Source organism: Ruegeria aquimaris (assembly GCF_025751555.1).
Taxonomy (GTDB): domain Bacteria; phylum Pseudomonadota; class Alphaproteobacteria; order Rhodobacterales; family Rhodobacteraceae; genus Ruegeria_B; species Ruegeria_B aquimaris.
In genome coordinates this window covers 117,333-132,924 of record NZ_JAOWLB010000012.1, presented here as the reverse complement: position 1 = coordinate 132,924, position 15,592 = coordinate 117,333, and the positions used below count along the sequence as shown (strand labels likewise).

Sequence of the window (15,592 nt, the reverse complement as noted above, 5' to 3'; positions counted from 1 at the left end):
CCGGTGAAGCGCTATCTACGGTCTCTCCCCAACAGCCGCAAGGCCCTTTTTACAAAAAAATCAAAAAACTTCCAAAACTCCGCAAAACTCCCCGTTTCCATACACTTACGAATTTCCAACCTGCGAGAACGAACTGAAACACGGCCTGATGCCCTTAACTCTGTGGTCAGAGTCCTCCGGACAAGCGGTGAAGCACCCAGATGTTGTGGGGGAGCGGAAGCCGAGCACAAACGCGGATTTCTCTACATAACCGGTTCACGGCACGTTTTCCGAACGCCGCAAGCTCATTCTCAGGAATCGCCCGAGGAAGCATGACCAGGAAGGCCCACCTCTCTGGTGCAATTCCTTCGCTTCGCTCTTGGATTTCGGGCAAAAACCGGAGTTTCATCCGGTAGGTGGCAGTGCGGAACAGATCCTCGAGGTACCGTGCCCGTTGCGATTTCGCCCTGTCGAAGGACCACCGACGAAATGGAATCGCCACGGCACAGGTAGCCCTGAGCAGGATGAGAGATATCGCCAGCACGCTGATGAAGGTGAATGTGACTGGGAGGAGTTCGGGGTTCATGGTCGTTTTCCTTCTTTCCGGAGCGCCGGCAGCGCTTTGGCATTCAATCGGTCAGGCAATCCGCCGGCACGAAGGCGCAATCACCCGCCAGCCCCCTCGGCAAAGGCCGGAAGTGTTTCGTCCAGCTTGTCCCAGGACACGGCCCGGCTGGCGTAGACGACCATTTGGGGTTGAACCATTTCAGGGTCGTCGAGAACCGAAGCACGGGGAAAGACCGCGTCGGGGTAGCCGGATGTGGTCGAATAGATCGGGGAACCGCATGTGCCGCAGAACCCCTTCGATATGGTATTCCCGCTATCAGCCCGGTGCTCATAGAAGGTCACATCCCCCGTGACTACGAAGGCGCTTTTCGGGATTACAATATGCGTACAGTGCCCGGTTCCGCTCGATTTGCGGCAATCCTTGCAGCAGCAATGCACAACGACCTGAGGGCTGGCGCTGCTCTCAAATGTCACAGCGCCGCATAGGCAGCGTCCGGAGAATCCTTTGGCGTTTGCATTGATGGTCATCGGCGGCCTCTATCCCTTGGTGTCTTGCAGGCAGAGTCGCAGGGATCTAAATATGTTCAAGAACATATTTTCATCATCTGTATGATTGTGCGGAAATGGAGAACGACGATGCCCTATACCCCTGAACACAAGGCCAAAACGCGCGGTAGAATCGTCGAAGCGGCGCGCGTGTTGTTCAACAGGGACGGCTTTGCCGAGGTGACGATCGATCAGGTCATGGCTCACGCGGGTTTGACGCGCGGCGGGTTCTACAATCACTTCCGCAACAAGGAGGAGCTCTACGGTGAAGCCGTGGCGAGCTTCCTCAACGGCCGCGGAAAGACCTGGCGCGACGACGCTGGTGTCGATCCTCAGAATGGCGGGCCGGACACAGTCCGTGCCATGATCAACACCTATCTCTCTCCGGAACATGCGCGCGACATCGACGGACAATGCCCGATGATTGCCCTGCCTTCCGACGTCGCGCGGGCGACCCCTGAGGCACGCCGCTCCTACGAGGGGCTATTGCGCGCGATGATCTGGCTTTATGAGAATAATTTGACCGAGGGTGCCGGAGAAAAGCGAACGACCGCCTGCGTTCTGGCTGCGCTCAGTGTTGGGGGCATGGTTCTGTCCCGCACTCTCGAAGATCAGACTCTGTCAGATGAAGTTCGCGAGGCGGCTCGGAGCTTTGCGCTCGCGGCCGTGTAGCAGAACGCGACGGGCCAGCCCGCAACTCAGTCATTGGCGCAGACCGCAGCGAACGGCAAATTTCGCGACAACGAGGAAAGCGCAAGAAGAAATTCTGCATTGAGCGTCAAGGCAGACCCTCGACATCGCCCAAGCGGGTGCCTTCTGATTAAGAATATGATTTTGTTGAAGAACTGGTGCCGCTGAAGGGACTCGAACCCCCGACCCCATCATTACGAATGACGTGCTCTACCAGCTGAGCTACAGCGGCTTCCTGGACCCTACTATGGCCCTACTAGTTCTACTCCTGTGCCTCGAACTCGTTGGTTTTGCAAGTCATTCGAGCGGGGACCCGCTAATTACGAATGACGTGCTCTACCAGCTGAGCTACAGCGGCATTCTTCTCTTGTCGCGGCCAAAACACGGCCTCAATCGTGGTACCCGGCAGCCTCCGCTGCCCTGACCGCGCGTGACTTATCAGCCGGGCGCATCTTAGAAAAGAGGTTATTTGCGGTCATTCGCATCGGAGATGTCGGTTGATGATTCCGCAAGGACCTCTGCCTCTTCGGCAACAGCCTCCATGTCGGCCTCTTCTTCCGGTTCGGCCCCGACCCCCTGGGGCGTCCCAACAATCAGCGGCAAAAGGTTGGTCGCTGTGACAGATGCGATTTCCGAGGCCTGAGGCGCGGACCAGACCAACGTATCGAAGCCGCCGCAGTTCTCACAGACCGGCGCCCATTCGCGGTGAACATGGCGGCAGTTGTCACAGACCCATTGCGGACCGCGTGGCGCCGTAAGCGCCCGGGCCAGCCAACCCTGCACAACGGCATCCGAGGCACCCTCTCCACGTTCGATCGCGGCCATCAGCGTATAGGCCCGGGCATCAGGGTCGCGCTCCAGCAAGTCGCCCAAGGCCCGTCTTGCCTCGGGAAAATCCTCGGCCACGATGTTCAGTTCCGCCATCATCAGATGGGTTTCCGCGTGATCGGGGTGTACCTTGCCAAGTGCGGCAAAGCGTTTGACCCGCTCTGTCGGTGTCTCGTCGGGCACAATCTCGGCAAAGGCATAGGCCAGATCGGGATGCGGGCGGACCTGCCAGGCCTTGGTCAGAATCTTGGCGGCATTGCGCGGCTTGCCCTTGGCGATATGCGCCCGGGCCGCCATTGCAGCGGCGGGAATCAGATCGGGAGACAGCCGGTTGGCCTCGATCGCGCGCTCCTGCTGATCCACCGACGCGCCCTCGGCGATCAGATCCTTGGCCTCGGACAAGGCAAGAATCGCGTCGCGGCGCTTGTAAACGTCACGCGGCAAAGAGCCCGTCTTGAGCTTTGTTCCCAGCGTCGCCCGTGCCCCGGCCCAGTCCTGTGCCCGGGTCTGAAGGTGCAGGAGTACATCCTGCGTCTCTTCGTGACGCGGCTTCAGGGCCAGCGCCTTTTCCGCCAGCTTGCGCGCGGTTTCGTCATCCCCTTCAGCAAGTTTCTGTTTCATGATGCCCCGGACGCCGACAAACCTGGTCGACTGGTCGCCGATCAGCTTGCGATAGGTCTCGGTCGCCTTGCGTGTGTCGCCCGTCATCTCGGCGGCCTGAGCAACCACCAGATTGGTCAGTTCAGGCTTTTGCAGCAGTTTCTCGGCCTTTGCGGCCTTGCTCATCGCAAGGCGGCCCTCGCCCGAGGCAAGCGCCATCAGCCCTTCGGCCAGCGCCTGGTATCCGCGTCTTTCCCGGCCACGATCAAAGAAGCGAGACAGCGCCGTCTCGTCCCCGTTCAGGAATTTCAACGTGGCGATCAGAAGCGTCAGCAGCTTGAAGAACAGCCAGACCAGCCCGACCAGTACAACAAATGCGATCACGGATTGCAGCGGACCAAGCGTATACTCCATCCCCGAAACGGTGACCTGGACACCGCCGCTGGTTTCCATAAGAAACCCTGCGCCCAATGCCAGCATGGCAATGATCGCGACAAAAACCAGGATCTTGAGCAATGACCACAGCATGGACTGTCCTTCAGTTCGTGTTCAGGCTTTGCGCCAGCGAGGCGGCCGCCGTGATTGCATCCTGCCGTGCGCGGGCAAGCTCTGCCCATTCCGCCAACGCGGCCTGGGCCGGGTCCGGCAAACGCGATACCAACTCAAGCGCCGTTGCCAGATCTCCGGCGGTCACGGCTGCCTCTGCCCGGGATAGCACCGCATCGGGATCGTCCCCATCTCTGGGAACGACCGAACGGGCGCCGGTCTGTCGCTCAAGGAACGCAAGGAAACCGCTGCCCTTTTCGGTCTCGCGAAGATCCGACAGCGCCGTTCTTGCCGCGACCGGGAAGGTTTGGCGCAACTCGGCGAGAGTTGGCGCGCCTTCGGCCGCCGACGCGGAAAGCGCGTCTGGCACATCGACGCCAGCCAGGGAAAGCTGCTCCAGCAAGGAGGCATAGGGCATCCCCGCGTCCAGTTCAGCGTGAAGCCGCGCCATCAGGGCCCGGTTTGCCGCCGCCAAGGCATCCGACGCGGCGCTCGCCTTCAATGCCTGCGCCTCTTGCACCATCTGTTCGACTTCGGCGCGCTGCGCCGCAAGCGCCTCGCGCATCCTGACAAGCTCGGCCTCATAAGCGGCAACCGCCTCGGGCGAAGCGCCTTCGGTGATGGGTCGCTTTTCGACATCGGTCAATCTGCTTTCCAAGGCGGCAATCGCGTCAGAGCGGTTGCCGCTTTCGGCCAAGAGCGACTCTGCGGTCTCGGACTGTCTCGCCGCGACCTCCGCGATGCGGGCATCAAGCGGGGCAAGGTCGGGGATCTGAATCTGGCTGACCGACGATTTCAGTTCGGCCAGCGTGGCGTCCTGTTGTGCGAGGCGAGAGTGCAGCGCGGCGATTTCTTCGTCAGCATTCCCAGCCCGCAGGTTCGGCGGCAGGAAAGAATCGATCACATCGGTCCGGCCCGCGAAATAACCCAGTGCGGCGGCCAGAACCCCTCCAAGCACGAGCGCGAAAAAGCCGCCGCGACGCTCTGGCGCCGGGGCCGGGGCGACCGACTGCTGTTGGTTGTCTGCTTCTGCTTCTGCTTCTGCTTCTGCTTCTGCTTCTGCTTCTGCTTCTGCTTCTGCTTCTGCTTCTGCTTCTGCTTCTGACGAAACCTTGCTGTCTTCCGGCTCTGCTTCAAGCTGGTTGTCGCTGACAGGCCGGTTTTCGGGCGTCATCGGATCCGCAGAGACTTGGTCGGTGACGGTTGCCAACTCGTTGTCTTTCTTGTCCGTCACCGCGATGTCCTTTTCGATTCTGAAAGTCAAAAATACCAGATACCGCCCGAGATTAATGCGGCTCTGACGGCCCCTCAACCCGCATGGCTTCGCGGACCATTTTTTCTACCGCGTGGCGCATGGCCTCGGCATCTGGTCGTTCGGCAGTCACCAAGCGGATATTTTTCATGTTTTCAATTGGTTCCCTTACGGCCCCACTCAAAGCAAGCAACCACAAAGGCGCGCTGAGTAGCGCCAGGTCGGCAAATTGTCGCGCGGTCCGTGGTGAAAACAGCGGGGCGATGACCGGCGATGTCCCGGCCAATGCCGCACGGGCCGGTTCGGACAAGGGCAGGAGGTGTTGCAGATACACCACCCGCTCGGAGGTGGGCATGCCCGAACGGGACAGGGTCTCTGCCACATCGCCGCGTGCGTGATCCCCCCTGAGGTGCAACAGTGGCGTCGCAGGTCGCGCGGCAAGCAGGAACGCGATCAGCGTTTCCGCGGTCTCGCCGGCCATCGTCGCCTTCCACCCCTCGCGCCGGGCGGCCTCGGTCGTGGCGCGACCAACGCAGAAACAGGGCAGGTCACGGGACTCGGTCATTTGTGACGCGGCCGCGACACCGTTTGCCGACGAAAAAACAAGCCCCCGCGCCTTTCGCAGGTCGAGGTCGTCCTGAAGATACTCTATCTCAAGCAAGGGAGAGTGAACCACCGTCACCTTGCTTCGGATATCGGGCGAAAGCCTGGCGACGAACTTCTCGGATGAAGCCAGCGGACGAGTCATCAAGAGATAGATCAGGGAAGCCTCCAAACCGACGGGATTGTTTGCCGTTGCCTGCGGTGATACCCCGCGACCTGAACAGGATGCAACGGTTGGAACCGATGACCGAGAGCTTGACCGTACTTGGGCTGGAAAGCAGTTGTGACGATACCGCCGCCGCGGTTGTGCGGCTGGTGGACGGTACCGAGCCTATGATCCTGTCTTCGGTCGTGCACGGACAAACCGATCTGCACAGCGCCTTTGGTGGCGTGGTTCCCGAAATCGCCGCGCGGGCACATGCGGAAAAGCTGGATGTCAGCGTTCGCCAGGCGTTGGAACAGGCAGGCGTTGGCCTAGACAAGCTGGATGCCGTCGCCGTGACGGCAGGCCCTGGCCTGATCGGCGGCGTGATGTCGGGCGTCATGTGCGCCAAGGGGATTGCGGCCGCCACCGGTCTGCCGCTGATCGGTGTGAACCACCTTGCCGGTCATGCGCTGACGCCACGGCTGACCGACCGGGTTGGCTATCCCTATCTGATGCTTCTCGTCTCGGGCGGGCATTGTCAGTATCTGATCGTGCGTGGCCCCCAGGCGTTTACCCGCCTGGGCGGGACAATTGACGACGCGCCCGGTGAAGCGTTTGACAAGACCGCGCGTCTGCTCGGCCTGCCGCAACCCGGTGGCCCCTCGGTCGAGGCCGAAGGCCGGCTTGGCGACCCGAAAAGGTTCCGCTTTCCAAGACCGCTGCTGGACCGGCCGGATTGCAACCTGTCCTTTTCCGGTCTCAAGACCGCGCTGATGCGTATGCGAGACCAGCTGGTGGCCGAGCAACGCGGCCTGACACGTCAGGATCGCGCCGATCTATGCGCCGGTTTTCAGGCGGCGGTCGTCGACACCCTTGCGGAAAAAACGCGCCGCGCGATTGCGATCTATCTGGAAGACAATCCTGCTACACCAATGCTGGCCGTTGCTGGCGGCGTTGCCGCCAATGCAGCCATCCGCTCGGCGCTCGAAAAGGTCTGTGGGGAAACGGGGATCGGGTTCGTTGCGCCACCCTTGCGCCTGTGTACCGACAACGCCGCGATGATCGCCTACGCGGGGATCGAGCTGTTTCTGACCGGGGCACGTGACGGGATGACCCTGTCGGCCCGGCCACGCTGGCCGCTTGATCAGAACAGCCCGGCCTTGCTGGGCAGCGGAAAAAAAGGGGCAAAGGCATGAGTGTCACCGTTCTGGGCGCCGGTGCCTTTGGAACCGCGCTGGCGATCTCTCTTGCGGGTCGAGGCGCGGTCCGGCTTTGGGCGCGCGACCTTGGCCATGTGCTGGAAATGAACGCTACCCGACGGAATGAGCGGCGTTTGCCAGGCGCGCCGTTCCCCGACGATCTGACCGTCATCGACGATCTGGCGACGATCCCTGACACGGAGACGATTCTGCTGGCGGTACCCATGCAGCAACTGCGCCGGACGTTACAGGCCCATGGTCCGGTGTTGGCGGGTCGCCGTCTGGTCGCCTGTTGCAAGGGGATCGAGCGGGGCAGCGGGTTGGGGCCGGTTGCCGTCATTTCGCAGACCCTGCCAAGCGCCGTGCCCGCGCTGCTATCCGGACCAAGCTTTGCGGCGGATATTGCCAGCGGTCTTCCAACGGCGCTGACGCTTGCCTGCGAAGACGCCGAAACCGGCGCGGAGCTGCAAGCGGACCTGTCGACCGCCAACCTGCGTCTGTATCGCACCACGGATGTCATTGGCACCGAGCTGGGCGGCGCCCTGAAGAATGTCATCGCGATTGCCTGCGGCGCGGTCATCGGTGCCGGTCTGGGCGAAAGCGCCCGCGCGGCGCTTATGACCCGGGGATATGCCGAGATGCAGCGCATGGCGCTGGCGCTTGGTGCCCGAGCCGAGACACTGGCCGGACTCAGCGGTTTTGGCGATCTGGCTCTGACCTGCACGTCGAACCTGTCGCGGAACTACAGGCTGGGCCTGTCGATCGGACGCGAGGAAGAGTTCGACCGATCAATTACGGTTGAAGGCGCGGCGACCGCGCTTGCGGTGACCGAGAAAGCCGCGAAGATGAAACTGGACATGCCGATCACCGATTGTGTGACCGGATTCGTGAACCAAAGCTTGACCCTGCCCGAGGCGATGGCTCAACTGCTGGCAAGGCCGCTCAAGGAGGAATGACATGCTGGTTGCCCTGATCGCCAAGGACAAGGATGGCGCCCTGCAAACCCGGCTCGACAATCGCCCGGCGCATGTGGATTACCTCAAGACCACTGGAGTTGTATCACAGGCCGGACCCTTGCTGGATGGCGAAACCATGATCGGGTCGCTGGTGATTCTCGATGTCGAAGACATGGCCGCCGCCGAAGCATGGGCCGCCAACGACCCCTATGCCAAGGCCGGTCTGTTCCAGTCGGTCGAGCTGATCCCTTGGAAAAAGGTGATCTGATGGCCTATTGGCTGTTCAAATCCGAACCCTCGACCTGGAGCTGGGACGATCAGACCGCCAAGGGCGAGACCGGCGAGGAATGGAACGGCGTGCGCAACTACCAGGCGCGCAATTTCATGCGCGCCATGAAGCTGGGCGACCGCGGTTTTTTCTATCACTCGCAGACCGAAAAAGCGGTGGTCGGCATTGTCGAGGTCTGTGCCGAGGCGCACCCGGACAGCAAGGCCGACGACCCGCGCTGGGAATGCGTGGATATCAAGGCGGTACGTCCTTTTGTACAACCCGTGACCCTGGATCAGATCAAGTCGGATCCGCGTCTGTCTGACATGGTGCTGGTCAAAAACTCACGCCTGTCGGTGCAGCCGGTGAGCGAAGATGAATGGCGGGCGATCTGCGTATTGGGGCAGACAGAACCCGATTGATCGGGCATGCTTGACCTTGTCGCAACTCTTCGATGAGGCACAAGATGGAGTTTCTCAACGTACTCGCGGCCGCCTTTGGTGCCTTTGCGCTCGGGTCGGTGTGGTACATGGCGCTGGCCGAGCCCTGGATGCAGGCATCGGGCGTGCCACGCGGCCCGGATGGAAAACCCGAAGGCGGGATGACTCCAGGTATTTTCGCGATGAGCTTCGTTCTTCAGCTGGTTGTGGCCGGGATGATGCGCCATGTCTTTGCCCTGTCGGGTATTGATACGCCGGGCGCCGGCCTTGTCGCCGGGATCGGGGTTGGGCTGTTCTTCATCTCGCCCTGGATCGCGCTCAACAACCTCTATGCCATGCGTCCGTTCCGGCTCAGCCTTATTGATGGGGGTTACGCCACAGTGGCCTGCGCAGCGATGGGACTGATCCTGACGCTGTTCTAGGGGTTTGATTTCACAGAAAACGGGGAAGGTTCCGACGGTGCAGAACCTTCCCCCACCCCGCGTGCTCCCAACTCACCACACGCGAACGAAATTCAAGGTTCTGACCGTACTGGTCATGGGTTCTGTATAGCGCAAGAAGCGGGTCGGACTCAAACACCAAGCCCGAAGAATACGTGTAAAATGCGAAACGCCTGCAAGGATGCAGGCGTTTCGGCATTCTCGGGACCTGGTCTCAGCCGTAGACGGCTTCTTTGCCGAAATGCTTGGTCAGCATGTAATAGACCACGGCGCGATACTTGTTGCGCTCGGACTGACCATAGGTGTCCATCGCCTTGGCAATCGCCGCATCCAGTTCCGGGCCATCGGAAAGACCCAGTTTCTTTACAAGGAAGTTTTTCTTCACGGTTTCCAGTTCGCCCGCCTGGGTCGCCGCGACCGTCGAGGCGTCAGCGTCATAGATTGCCGGTCCGCAACCGATCGTCACCTTGGTCAACAGATCCATGTCCGGGGTCATCCCGCACTTGTTCTTCAGGTCGTCGGCATATTTTGCGATCAGATCGTCGCGTTTTCCCATCTCTTCACTCTCCCGAGTTTTTGTTTTCGACCGGTCTATCCGGCACTGGACGAGAGCGTAGCGGCAGCCAGAGCGCGCACAAAGGGAAAACTTGGCCGGTTTTCCCTGTAAACGCCCCAAGTCCCGGGCATGACCAGACCCGGCCCGCCTAGGGCGCCGGGCCTGTGACCCCTCAGTTCAGAACCACACCCTCTTTCTTGCCGTGGTCGGTACGCTTGTCCAGAACCTTGTCCTGTTTGCTCCATTTGTCGATCACGGCATTACCGTTTGCGCATTTGGTCTTTTCGATCTCTTGGGCGGCCTGAATGCCATGGGTACCGTGTTTTTCCTCGTGCTGCCGCAACGCAACAAGGAAGGTTTTCCAGTTCTCGCGCACCGCCGGGTCAAGCTTGGCTTCGTTCTTGTGCTTGGGCATGGTGTAAGTGATCTTGACCGAGAGATCGCAGTTTCCGGTCCAGTTCACATACCAGTCGGTGTAGGCCCAATAGCCATTTGGCCCGCGCTGGCCCATCTGCTTGACCAGGGCGCTCGCGGTGGTGGCATCCACCGCATAGGTCTTTTCCACGATCGAGATCTTCGGCTTTGCCTCGGCCATCGTCGCGCCGAGCATCACAGCCAGCGCAAGAACAAACGTCGGGTGTCTAAAACCGGCACCAGAGAAAGACAACTTCATTACTCCCTACTCCGTTAAGCACTCCGCTTGCTGCCTTGCGGATTGCGAACTTGTTATTCCATGACGCTGTCGCGCAATAACATTGCTGTCAACATATTCGTATCGCACGAAAAAACCGCCCCGGTTTCCCGGGGCGGCCAAAGCTCTCGGAACGGGCATGCGCCCATTGCTGTTCATCAATAGCGGTAGTGTTCCGGCTTGAACGGGCCCTCGGGGGTGACCCCGATGTAATCGGCCTGTTCCGGACTCAGCTTGGTCAACTTCACACCGATCCGGTCCAGATGCAGGCGCGCGACCTTCTCGTCGAGATGCTTGGGCAGGATGTACACTTCGTTCTGGTACTCGTCGCCCTTGGTGTAGAGCTCGATCTGAGCCAGAACCTGGTTGGTGAACGAAGCCGACATCACAAAGGACGGATGCCCGGTCGCGTTGCCGAGGTTCAGCAGGCGACCTTCGGACAAGAGGATGATCTTGTTGCCCGAGGGCATCTCGATCATGTCGACCTGGTCCTTGATATTGGTCCACTTGTGGTTCTTCAGGGCGGCAACCTGGATCTCGTTGTCGAAATGGCCGATGTTGCCGACGATGGCCATGTTCTTCATCTCGCGCATATGCTCGATGCGGATCACGTCCTTGTTGCCGGTGGTGGTGATGAAGATGTCGGCGCTGGACACTTCATCTTCCAGCGTGGTCACCTCGTAGCCGTCCATTGCCGCCTGAAGCGCGCAGATCGGATCGACCTCGGTCACCTTCACCCGTGCGCCAGCGCCGCGCAGCGAGGCGGCCGAGCCTTTGCCCACATCGCCATAGCCGCAGACCAGCGCGACCTTGCCCGCCATCATCGTGTCGGTGGCGCGACGGATACCGTCGACCAGCGATTCCTTGCAGCCGTACTTGTTGTCGAACTTCGACTTGGTCACGCTGTCGTTCACGTTGATCGCCGGGAACGGGAGGTGGCCCTTTTCCATCATCTTGTAGAGACGATGCACACCGGTGGTGGTCTCTTCGGACACACCCTGAATCATGTGGCGCTGTTTCACGAACCAGCCCGGAGTTTCGGCGATCCGCTTGCGGATCTGGGCGAACAGGTATTCTTCCTCTTCGCTGGTCGGAACCGCGATCAGGTCTTCCTCACCCTCTTCGACGCGTGCGCCCATCAGGATGTACAGCGTCGCATCGCCGCCATCGTCCAGGATCATGTTGGCGCCGCCCTCGGGGAACTGGAAAATCTTGTCGGTATAGGACCAGTATTCCTCCAGCGTCTCGCCCTTGACGGCGAACACCGGGGTGCCGCTGGCCGCAATCGCGGCGGCGGCGTGATCCTGGGTCGAAAAGATGTTGCACGACGCCCAGCGCACGTCAGCGCCCAACGCAACCAGCGTTTCGATCAGAACCGCGGTCTGGATGGTCATGTGCAGCGAACCTGCGATCCGTGCGCCCTTGAGCGGCTTGCTTTCACCGTATTCAGCGCGCAGCGCCATCAGGCCCGGCATCTCGGTTTCGGCAATGTCCAGTTCCTTGCGGCCATAGTCGGCCAGTGCAATGTCCTTGACGATATAATCCCCGGCCATTCTTCACTCCATTCCGGTAAAATCGGTCGCCAGACGCCCTATCATTCATGGGGACAAGTGGCAACGACGATCGGCCCGGTCAGGTTTTCGGGGAATGTTTCAGCTGGGAATATCCGTTTGGGGCGGCTTCGGCGTGGCCTGGAAATAGTCGGTTCCGGCCGCCACGATGCAACTGACACCGTTGGCATCCGTGAGAAGAACGGTAAAGGTCCCTGTCTCGGCCGAGGCCCAAAGCTCGATCATCGACTGGCCTCTATGCATGGGTTGCAGGCCACCAGCGGTCAGTTGTTCGGCATATTTTTCCTGGAGCTTGCCGATCACCGCATCGCGTGCCGCGCAGGATTGTGCCACCGCCGGGGACATCAGCGCCACAAGGCCAAATGTTAATCCAATCCCCATCAGACGCTTGAACATGGCAAGCTCCTTTCGATAGAGGTTCAGGTCTGAAAGGGGACGTGCAGGGAGGAAAACACGTCCCCCCTCACTTGATATCGCGATCTTGCCGCCGGGCTGGACCCTCGACGAAAATTGGAACGGCTGGCAGCACTTGATCGGGATGGGATCAAGGCTGCGCCCGGAATGTGGCAGAAAAATGGCGCACGGAATGGAGCGTGGCAGAATGGCAACACAGCCCAGAGCATGGCAACGGATGCTGTCGGGTCGGCGGCTCGACCTGCTGGACCCGACCCCGATGGATATCGAGATCGAGGATATCGCACATGGCCTGGCATTTGTCGCGCGCTGGAACGGACAAACGCATGGCGACTATGCCTATTCGGTGGCCGAGCATTCGCTGCTGGTTGAGACCCTGTTTGCCCGCATTGCCCCTGGGTCCGGACCGAAATGGCGCCTGGCGGCCTTGCTGCATGATGCCCCGGAATACGTGATCGGTGACATGATTTCGCCGGTGAAGGCGGCGGTCGGACCGGACTATGGTCATCTCGACGCCAGGCTCACCGCCGCAATCCACATCCGGTTTGGCCTGCCGGCGCAACTGCCCGCAGCGATCAAGAAACAGATCAAGCGCGCCGACCGTATCAGCGCATGGATGGAGGCGACGCGCATCGCCGGTTTTTCCGATGCAGAGGCGAACCGGTTCTTCGGTCGCCCGAACCCAGCCCTGATGGAGGGGCTCGATATTCTGTTGAGACCGCCGGTTGAAACGAGAAAGGCCTATACGGAACGTTACTTGGCGCTGATATCCGCGCTTTGATCGGTCGTGGCTTTTTCCGCCCGGCGGGCGCGGCGTTCCTGCCGCATCTTTCGGCGGCGGCGCGTCTGGTAGTCGGCGCTTTCGACAAAATCACCCGCCTGATCCAGACCCTTGTCGCTGAACATCTTGGCGCGCTCCTCGTCGGTGGCGCGTGGCCAGTCGATATCCGCGCGAACAAATCCCCCCGCGATCAGGCCCCGGCCAATCACCGCGTGATCCAGTTCGCCAAAGGACAGCCGGTTCGATTTGCCTTTGTCGCCGCGCACCCATTCGGTGTAGAGCGCGTCGATCACCAGCGGATTGTTCCGGCAGAAATGCGCAACGTTCTTGGCCAACAGGTTGTTGGGCCCCGCCTTGCGCCGCAGGATCATCGCCACGTTCTGGTCAGGCCGTCCCACCATTGCGAACAGATGCAGCGCCGAACCATCGGCGGCCACGACATGGCTGGCGGCCTTGTATCTGGCAAGCTGGGTTTCGAGTGAGAATTTCTCGGGGTGGAAAATGTCGTACCCTTCTGCACGCAACAGGTCTTCCAGCCGTTCTTCTCCCAACAGGCCACCCTTTCCCAGACCCAGCGCGGAACGGGAGATGTAAAGCTTGCTTGGACCATCGGGTTCGACCGATTTGGCAAAGCTCCGGTGGATCGCATCGCGGAACCTGGGCGTTCCCTGCGTGATGTTTCCCAGCCCGAAACCTTGGCCGGGGACGATAAGCTCTTCGACTTGCGTCGGTTCGGTCGCGACATGGATCGGCAGGTCGGGCCGCATCAGATCAATGAAATCGCGCTGAAACCCCCGGACCTGATCGCCGACCTTGGGGCGTTTGGGAATGAAAAGAATTCCGTCGATCGGGCCATCGACATGATCCAGTGCCCAAAGGCGGGAAGTGCTTTCGACCAGGAAATGACCGAAATGCGCCCAGAGCACGCCGCCCCAGATCCAGCGCCCCGGCAGTGTCTGAGCGATCTCCTGCGGCATTTCGGGGCGCGTGGTCAAAGGCCGGTACCGCCGCCACAAGGCACCTTCAGGGCAATAGCTGCCGTCCGAGTACAAAACCCCGGCGGCCTGCGTGAAACCGCTGACCTCGGGCGGAACGACAACAGCCTCGGCCAGCCGCGTCAGTGTCTCGGACCAACCCCCTTCGGGCAGCGGTTGTGAGTTTGGATCGTCTGGATTCAGGTCGGGCGCTTGCGCCATATCGGACCTCTCAGCGCGGACTTCGTTTGGCCAGAATCCGTTGCAGGGTCCGGCGATGCATGTTTAGCCGGCGCGCGGTTTCGCTAACGTTACGATCGCACAATTCATAGACACGCTGGATATGTTCCCAGCGCACCCTGTCCGCGCTCATCGGGTTTTCCGGTGGCGGCGGAAGAGTGTCGCCATTGGCCAGCAGAGCATTGGTGATATCAGTGGCATCTGCCGGTTTTGACAGGTAGTCCGTCGCGCCGATCTTGACTGCGGCCACCGCAGTGGCAATTGCCCCGTACCCGGTCAAGACCACCACCCGGCTATCCGGACGGCGCTCTCGCAAGACCTCGACGACATCCAGGCCATTCCCATCCTCAAGCCGCAAGTCGACCACCGCATAAGCAGGCGGCCTTGCCGTGGCTATCGCGCGCCCGGCTGCAACGGACCCCGCCGTTTCGACCTCGAACCCCCGCTTTTCCATCGCTTTGGCCAAACGGCGCAGAAACGGTTCGTCGTCATCGACAAGCAAGAGCGACTTGTCAGGACCGATTTCTGGCTGGAGATTGTCCGTCATGCTCTGTCTTTCGCTGTTTTTCGTCTTTTTGGCTTTCAGCGAGTATTACCAGCCATCGCGCCCGCGTCAAACAGCCTTCACGCTCTATAGTGCATCTATGAAGCAACCAATCTTGTCGGCCATCTGCTCAGGCGTGTCATCGCGCCGGAAAAACTCGACGAATCCGACCTCGGGCAGGACGAGATAGGAAAAGGTCGAATGGTCGACCAGATAATATTCATCGCTCTTGTCCTGCGCCCGGTAATAGGTCTTGTAGGCCTGGCTCGCTGCCTTCACCTGCTCGGGTGACCCGGTCAGGCCAATCATCCGCTCGTGCAGGTTGGCGGCGAAATCCCCCACGACTTCGGGAGTGTCCCGGTCCGGGTCGATGGAGATGAAGACCGGCGTTACCATCTTGCCCCGGGTTTCAAGGATATCCACCGCCTCGGCGTTGCGCGAGGTATCAAGCGGACAGACATCCGGACAGAAGGTATAGCCGAAATACAAGAGCGACGGCTGGGTGATCAGATCCTTGTCAGTCACCGTCTCGCCCTTGGCATTCAACAGTTCGAACGGCCCGCCAATCGTCTCTGCGCCGCCTGCGATCTGGCTGGACCTGCATTGTGCAAACCGGTCGTCCGAACCGCCGCGGGTCGCGATCCATGTTGCGCCCAGCGCCGCCACTGCAATCGTGGCGGCAAGAATGGTATAAAGTCGGCTCATCGGGATCCTCATGGACAGCGGCTGTTGATCGTGTCGGGCCGGAGACCTATCAAGAAA

General features: G+C 60.6%; 19 protein-coding genes and 1 tRNA gene. 7 read left to right on the top strand and 13 right to left on the bottom strand.

From position 1 onward, the window contains the following. Positions 1-166: 166 nt before the first annotated feature. Both OE747_RS16245 and OE747_RS16240 read right to left on the bottom strand, forming a co-directional pair. Positions 167-565 (bottom strand): hypothetical protein, encoded by a 399-nt coding sequence (locus tag OE747_RS16245; RefSeq protein WP_263829600.1) that lies wholly within the window; start codon positions 563-565, stop codon positions 167-169. 80 nt (positions 566-645) lie between these two features. Next, complete coding sequence (locus tag OE747_RS16240; protein WP_263829599.1) at positions 646-1,074, bottom strand: GFA family protein; 429 nt, start codon at positions 1,072-1,074, stop codon at positions 646-648. Between the two features lie 108 nt (positions 1,075-1,182). Between OE747_RS16240 and OE747_RS16235 the strand changes: the two genes are divergently transcribed. After that, a complete protein-coding gene (locus OE747_RS16235) occupies positions 1,183-1,764 on the top strand; it encodes a TetR/AcrR family transcriptional regulator (RefSeq protein ID WP_263829598.1) in 582 nt (193 codons plus the stop codon). Positions 1,765-1,938: 174 nt separating this feature from the next. Here the strand turns inward: OE747_RS16235 and OE747_RS16230 are convergent. From OE747_RS16230 to OE747_RS16215, 4 genes are all read right to left on the bottom strand, one after another. After that, a tRNA-Thr gene (locus OE747_RS16230) sits at positions 1,939-2,014 on the bottom strand. 233 nt (positions 2,015-2,247) lie between these two features. Continuing rightward, positions 2,248-3,738 (bottom strand): heme biosynthesis protein HemY, encoded by a 1,491-nt coding sequence (locus OE747_RS16225; protein WP_263829597.1) that lies wholly within the window; start codon positions 3,736-3,738, stop codon positions 2,248-2,250. 10 nt (positions 3,739-3,748) lie between these two features. After that, positions 3,749-4,990 carry a COG4223 family protein gene (locus tag OE747_RS16220; RefSeq protein ID WP_263829596.1) on the bottom strand — a complete coding sequence of 414 codons (1,242 nt, stop codon included), beginning with the start codon at positions 4,988-4,990 and terminating at the stop codon, positions 3,749-3,751. Positions 4,991-5,042: 52 nt separating this feature from the next. After that, positions 5,043-5,756 (bottom strand): uroporphyrinogen-III synthase, encoded by a 714-nt coding sequence (locus tag OE747_RS16215; protein ID WP_263829595.1) that lies wholly within the window; start codon positions 5,754-5,756, stop codon positions 5,043-5,045. Positions 5,757-5,854: 98 nt separating this feature from the next. Here OE747_RS16215 and tsaD point away from each other — a divergent pair, with 98 nt between their 5' ends. Genes tsaD through OE747_RS16190 form a run of 5 tightly spaced genes read left to right on the top strand, consistent with a single transcriptional unit; the run spans position 5,855 to position 9,041 of the window. After that, positions 5,855-6,952: a tRNA (adenosine(37)-N6)-threonylcarbamoyltransferase complex transferase subunit TsaD gene (tsaD, locus tag OE747_RS16210; RefSeq protein ID WP_263829606.1), complete on the top strand. Its 1,098-nt coding sequence runs from the start codon at positions 5,855-5,857 to the stop codon at positions 6,950-6,952. Further along, positions 6,949-7,911, top strand: coding sequence for an NAD(P)H-dependent glycerol-3-phosphate dehydrogenase (locus OE747_RS16205; RefSeq protein ID WP_263829594.1), 963 nt, complete (start codon positions 6,949-6,951; stop codon positions 7,909-7,911). Before tsaD ends, OE747_RS16205 begins: the two co-directional genes overlap by 4 nt. 1 nt (position 7,912) lies before the next feature. Beyond that, positions 7,913-8,179: a YciI family protein gene (locus OE747_RS16200; protein ID WP_263829593.1), complete on the top strand. Its 267-nt coding sequence runs from the start codon at positions 7,913-7,915 to the stop codon at positions 8,177-8,179. Beyond that, entirely contained in the window at positions 8,179-8,601 is a 423-nt protein-coding gene (locus OE747_RS16195) for an EVE domain-containing protein (RefSeq protein WP_263829592.1), read from the top strand. Before OE747_RS16200 ends, OE747_RS16195 begins: the two co-directional genes overlap by 1 nt. Before the next feature lie 44 nt (positions 8,602-8,645). Then, complete coding sequence (locus OE747_RS16190) at positions 8,646-9,041, top strand: DUF1761 domain-containing protein (RefSeq protein ID WP_263829591.1); 396 nt, start codon at positions 8,646-8,648, stop codon at positions 9,039-9,041. A 232-nt stretch (positions 9,042-9,273) separates the two neighbouring features. On the opposite strand, the gene OE747_RS16185 is transcribed toward OE747_RS16190, so the two are convergent. The 4 genes from OE747_RS16185 to OE747_RS16170 all read right to left on the bottom strand — a co-directional run bounded on the left by OE747_RS16185 (position 9,274) and on the right by OE747_RS16170 (position 12,273). Continuing rightward, positions 9,274-9,615 carry a DUF2853 family protein gene (locus OE747_RS16185; RefSeq protein WP_263829590.1) on the bottom strand — a complete coding sequence of 114 codons (342 nt, stop codon included), beginning with the start codon at positions 9,613-9,615 and terminating at the stop codon, positions 9,274-9,276. A 172-nt stretch (positions 9,616-9,787) separates the two neighbouring features. After that, complete coding sequence (locus OE747_RS16180; RefSeq protein WP_263829589.1) at positions 9,788-10,225, bottom strand: DUF922 domain-containing Zn-dependent protease; 438 nt, start codon at positions 10,223-10,225, stop codon at positions 9,788-9,790. A gap of 239 nt (positions 10,226-10,464) precedes the next feature. After that, positions 10,465-11,859, bottom strand: coding sequence for an adenosylhomocysteinase (gene ahcY, locus OE747_RS16175; RefSeq protein ID WP_263829588.1), 1,395 nt, complete (start codon positions 11,857-11,859; stop codon positions 10,465-10,467). Positions 11,860-11,958: 99 nt separating this feature from the next. Then, entirely contained in the window at positions 11,959-12,273 is a 315-nt protein-coding gene (locus OE747_RS16170) for a hypothetical protein (protein WP_263829587.1), read from the bottom strand. A gap of 205 nt (positions 12,274-12,478) precedes the next feature. Between OE747_RS16170 and OE747_RS16165 the strand changes: the two genes are divergently transcribed. Further along, positions 12,479-13,072 (top strand): HD domain-containing protein, encoded by a 594-nt coding sequence (locus tag OE747_RS16165; protein ID WP_263829586.1) that lies wholly within the window; start codon positions 12,479-12,481, stop codon positions 13,070-13,072. On the opposite strand, the gene OE747_RS16160 is transcribed toward OE747_RS16165, so the two are convergent. The 3 genes from OE747_RS16160 to OE747_RS16150 all read right to left on the bottom strand — a co-directional run bounded on the left by OE747_RS16160 (position 13,045) and on the right by OE747_RS16150 (position 15,535). Next, positions 13,045-14,268 carry a glycosyltransferase family 61 protein gene (locus OE747_RS16160; protein WP_263829585.1) on the bottom strand — a complete coding sequence of 408 codons (1,224 nt, stop codon included), beginning with the start codon at positions 14,266-14,268 and terminating at the stop codon, positions 13,045-13,047. The genes OE747_RS16165 and OE747_RS16160 overlap by 28 nt on opposite strands. A gap of 10 nt (positions 14,269-14,278) precedes the next feature. Further along, a complete protein-coding gene (locus OE747_RS16155; RefSeq protein ID WP_263829584.1) occupies positions 14,279-14,833 on the bottom strand; it encodes an ActR/PrrA/RegA family redox response regulator transcription factor in 555 nt (184 codons plus the stop codon). An 84-nt stretch (positions 14,834-14,917) separates the two neighbouring features. Continuing rightward, positions 14,918-15,535 (bottom strand): SCO family protein, encoded by a 618-nt coding sequence (locus tag OE747_RS16150; protein ID WP_263829583.1) that lies wholly within the window; start codon positions 15,533-15,535, stop codon positions 14,918-14,920. Between the last annotated feature and the right edge of the window lie 57 nt (positions 15,536-15,592).

Coding starts and splice junctions, on each gene's coding strand:
- OE747_RS16245 (WP_263829600.1), bottom strand. CDS start 565: ATGAACCCCGAACTCCTCCCAGTCACATTCACCTTCATCAGCGTGCTG.
- OE747_RS16240 (WP_263829599.1), bottom strand. CDS start 1,074: ATGACCATCAATGCAAACGCCAAAGGATTCTCCGGACGCTGCCTATGC.
- OE747_RS16235 (WP_263829598.1), top strand. CDS start 1,183: ATGCCCTATACCCCTGAACACAAGGCCAAAACGCGCGGTAGAATCGTC.
- OE747_RS16225 (WP_263829597.1), bottom strand. CDS start 3,738: ATGCTGTGGTCATTGCTCAAGATCCTGGTTTTTGTCGCGATCATTGCC.
- OE747_RS16215 (WP_263829595.1), bottom strand. CDS start 5,756: ATGACTCGTCCGCTGGCTTCATCCGAGAAGTTCGTCGCCAGGCTTTCG.
- tsaD (WP_263829606.1), top strand. CDS start 5,855: ATGACCGAGAGCTTGACCGTACTTGGGCTGGAAAGCAGTTGTGACGAT.
- OE747_RS16205 (WP_263829594.1), top strand. CDS start 6,949: ATGAGTGTCACCGTTCTGGGCGCCGGTGCCTTTGGAACCGCGCTGGCG.
- OE747_RS16200 (WP_263829593.1), top strand. CDS start 7,913: ATGCTGGTTGCCCTGATCGCCAAGGACAAGGATGGCGCCCTGCAAACC.
- OE747_RS16195 (WP_263829592.1), top strand. CDS start 8,179: ATGGCCTATTGGCTGTTCAAATCCGAACCCTCGACCTGGAGCTGGGAC.
- OE747_RS16190 (WP_263829591.1), top strand. CDS start 8,646: ATGGAGTTTCTCAACGTACTCGCGGCCGCCTTTGGTGCCTTTGCGCTC.
- OE747_RS16185 (WP_263829590.1), bottom strand. CDS start 9,615: ATGGGAAAACGCGACGATCTGATCGCAAAATATGCCGACGACCTGAAG.
- OE747_RS16180 (WP_263829589.1), bottom strand. CDS start 10,225: ATGCTCGGCGCGACGATGGCCGAGGCAAAGCCGAAGATCTCGATCGTG.
- ahcY (WP_263829588.1), bottom strand. CDS start 11,859: ATGGCCGGGGATTATATCGTCAAGGACATTGCACTGGCCGACTATGGC.
- OE747_RS16170 (WP_263829587.1), bottom strand. CDS start 12,273: ATGTTCAAGCGTCTGATGGGGATTGGATTAACATTTGGCCTTGTGGCG.
- OE747_RS16165 (WP_263829586.1), top strand. CDS start 12,479: ATGGCAACACAGCCCAGAGCATGGCAACGGATGCTGTCGGGTCGGCGG.
- OE747_RS16160 (WP_263829585.1), bottom strand. CDS start 14,268: ATGGCGCAAGCGCCCGACCTGAATCCAGACGATCCAAACTCACAACCG.
- OE747_RS16155 (WP_263829584.1), bottom strand. CDS start 14,833: ATGACGGACAATCTCCAGCCAGAAATCGGTCCTGACAAGTCGCTCTTG.
- OE747_RS16150 (WP_263829583.1), bottom strand. CDS start 15,535: ATGAGCCGACTTTATACCATTCTTGCCGCCACGATTGCAGTGGCGGCG.